This window comes from Candidatus Binatia bacterium, assembly GCA_035631035.1.
In the GTDB taxonomy this organism is placed as follows: Bacteria; Eisenbacteria; RBG-16-71-46; order SZUA-252; family SZUA-252; genus DASQJL01.
Genome location: DASQJL010000115.1, coordinates 1 through 2,687 on the forward strand (window position 1 = coordinate 1; position 2,687 = coordinate 2,687).

Here is a 2,687-nt window from a genome sequence, read left to right on the forward strand (position 1 = left end):
TGATCAACGGATGGCCCGGCGCGATGCGCCCCTGAACTCGCCGGTGGTATTCGGGGAAGTGCTCGGAGAGCGTCACCAGCTGAGCGACGAGCGGCGGTCCGACCAGAATCACGAATCCGGCGACGGTAACGACCGTCAGGACCGCGACGATGACGACGGCCATGCCACGCTTCACTCCGCGTCTCTCGAGGCGGGAGACGAGCGGCGCGATCGAGATGGCGAGCAGCAGCGCGAGGAGGAAGAACAGGAACTCCGGGATGAGCTTCAGGACCGCCCAGACGACCACCGCCGTCACGAGGACTTTGACGATGGTGGAGACGGGGACGTGGAGCTCGACCACGGACCGGGCGGGATCCTCGCTCGCGAGGTCGCGATCCTCCCAGTCCTGCGGGCGGCCGATCCGGCTAGCGATGGGACCCTCCGGTTGCGACCCGGAGGCTCGCGATCATCCGGTCCAGAGTCGGGGCGACGGAGCCTGCCGCCGGGCCCGGCAGGATGGCGAGCGCGTACAGCACATGTCCGTCGGAGAGCTCCCGCGTGACAACCCGGACTCGCTCCTCCTGGCCGGTGACGGGAGAGCGCCCGGAGAGGTCGAGGGAGATCGCGGGGGCGTTTCCGGCCGTGACGCGGCGCACTGAGCCGCGCTCTGGAGTGAGGTACGGGTTGGCGTGCGTAGTCTGCCGCACGAGGTCGTTGGTCGCGTCCTCGAGGCGCGAGCGGCCCTCGAGCGGCCCGCTCGCCCCGGAGCGGTCATTCACGGTCCCTTCGAAGGGAACGTAGTGATTGACCACGACCCCGCAGACGATGGACGGCTCTCCCGAGGATGTCTCGACGACCCCGCCCTGCGGGACGATCGTGACGCCGTACCCCTCCCGCGCCTCGAAGGGACGCCAGTTCTCTGGGTACTCCATCGAGAACATGCCGTTCTTCTGCGTGAACGCGCGCATCCGGGCGGCGGGCGGTTCGATGCGGATCGCGCCGGGGGCGGGAGCGGCCGGCGCGGGCGCGGCGGCGTTCGCGATCTGTTTCATCGAGACCGCGGGCGGGTCGGATCGCAGCGCCGCTTTCACGGCCGGCAGCGCCCCTTGCGCGCGGGAACCGTTGGCGCGGGGAAGCCGCGCCGCCTCCTGGCGGACGCGCTCCTCACGGTCCACCGGCGCGGGATGGTCGGAGAGAAATCGCTCGAGCCGGCCCGGATCGCGCCCTGCCTGCCGGCGGAGAAGCTCGAACATGTCCGCCATCTCGCGGGGGTCGTATCCCGCGCGAGCCATGATCTGCGCGCCGACGATGTCGGCCTGGCTCTCCGCCGTGCGCGAGAACCGCAGGAAAAGGGCGTTCAACCCGACGCCTCCCATCGCCTGGATGATCGACCCGCTGCTCCGGTTGCCTCCGCCGAGGACGCCCCCGAGGAGGCCAACGCCGGCGCGCGCGAGATAGGCCTTCGAGACCTGGTTGGTCTGATGCCGCAGCGCGACGTGGGCGATCTCGTGCGCCATGACGCCGGCGAGCTGTCCTTCGGTGGGGACGAGCTCGATCAATCCGCGGTTGACGTAGAGGAATCCGCCCGGCAGCGCGAACGCGTTGACGTCCGAGAGATTGGTGACGCGGAACTGATACGGGAACTTCGTCCCCGGCGCCGCCGCCGCGAGGCGGCGGCCGATCGCCTCGACGGGGCCTTCGACGGCCGGATCGTGCAGCAGCGGAATCTGCCGCTCGACCTGCGCCGCCGACTGGCGGCCGAGCTCGACGTCCTGCTTGGCAGTGAAAAGATTGAAGCCGGGATGGACGTCGGTCGGAGCCACCGACGCCGCGAGCGCACAGAACGCCAGCGCCCACGCGAGGCCCGCACCGATGGATCTCTGGATGCGCTTCATGGGGGCCCTCCGGAGGGCCCTTCAACGCAAGGGGGATGCCAGAGAGGAAGCTGTCAGCTCACCAACCCACGGGCTTGCCTTTATTCTGCTCATCGAGCCACTTCTGGAGCGGCGCGAAGTAGTCGAGGATGGCGGTGGCGTCCATCTGCCGCTGGCCGGTGGCGGCCTCGAGGGCGTCGGGCCAGGGGTGGCTGGCGCCCATCTCCAACATCTTCGCCAGGCGCGCTCCCGCCGCCTTGTTGCCGTAGATCGAGCAGCGGTGCAGCGGGCCCTTGAAGCCGGCCGCCTGGCAGAGGCCGCGGTGGAGCTGGAACTGCAGGATGTCGGCCAGGAAGTAGCGCGCGTAGGGCGTGTTGGCCGGCACGTGGTACTTGGCGCCCGGATCGAAGTCCTTCTCCGAGCGCGCCAGCGGCGCCCGCACGCCCTGGTACTTCTCGCGCAGCTGCCACCAGGCCTTGTTGTAGTCGGCCGGCGTGATCTCGCCGGAGAAGACCTTCCAGCGCCACTGGTCGACGAGCAGGCCGAAGGGCAGGAAGGCGATCTTGTCCATCGCCATGCGCAGCAGCATCGGGATGTCGTTGCCCGCCGGCGGCACCTCCTGCAGCAGGCCGATCTTCTTCAGGTACTCCGGCGTGATCGACAGCGCGATGGTATCCCCCACCGCCTCGTGGAAGCCGTCGTTGGCGCTGTCCTGGAAGAGGAACGGCTGCTGGTCGTAGGCGCGCTGGTAGAAGTTGTGGCCGAGCTCGTGGTGGATGGTGACGAAGTCTTCACCCGTGGGCTCGATGCACATCTTGATGCGCAGGTCGTTCT

General features: G+C 69.1%; 3 protein-coding genes. All 3 read right to left on the reverse strand.

Features of this window, described 5'->3' with window-relative positions; genetic code table 11:
• The coding region (locus VE326_13450) for an AI-2E family transporter (protein ID HYJ34211.1) at positions 1-340 on the reverse strand (340 nt) is incomplete at its 3' end.
• A 64-nt stretch (positions 341-404) separates the two neighbouring features.
• Complete coding sequence (locus tag VE326_13455; protein ID HYJ34212.1) at positions 405-1,874, reverse strand: M48 family metalloprotease; 1,470 nt, start codon at positions 1,872-1,874, stop codon at positions 405-407.
• Positions 1,875-1,932: 58 nt separating this feature from the next.
• Positions 1,933-2,687 (reverse strand): M2 family metallopeptidase (locus tag VE326_13460; protein ID HYJ34213.1); only part of this gene is annotated, 755 nt, incomplete at its 5' end.

Excerpts from the sequence above, each read along its gene's own strand:
- VE326_13455 (HYJ34212.1), bottom strand. The coding sequence starts at position 1,874 with ATGAAGCGCATCCAGAGATCCATCGGTGCGGGCCTCGCGTGGGCGCTG.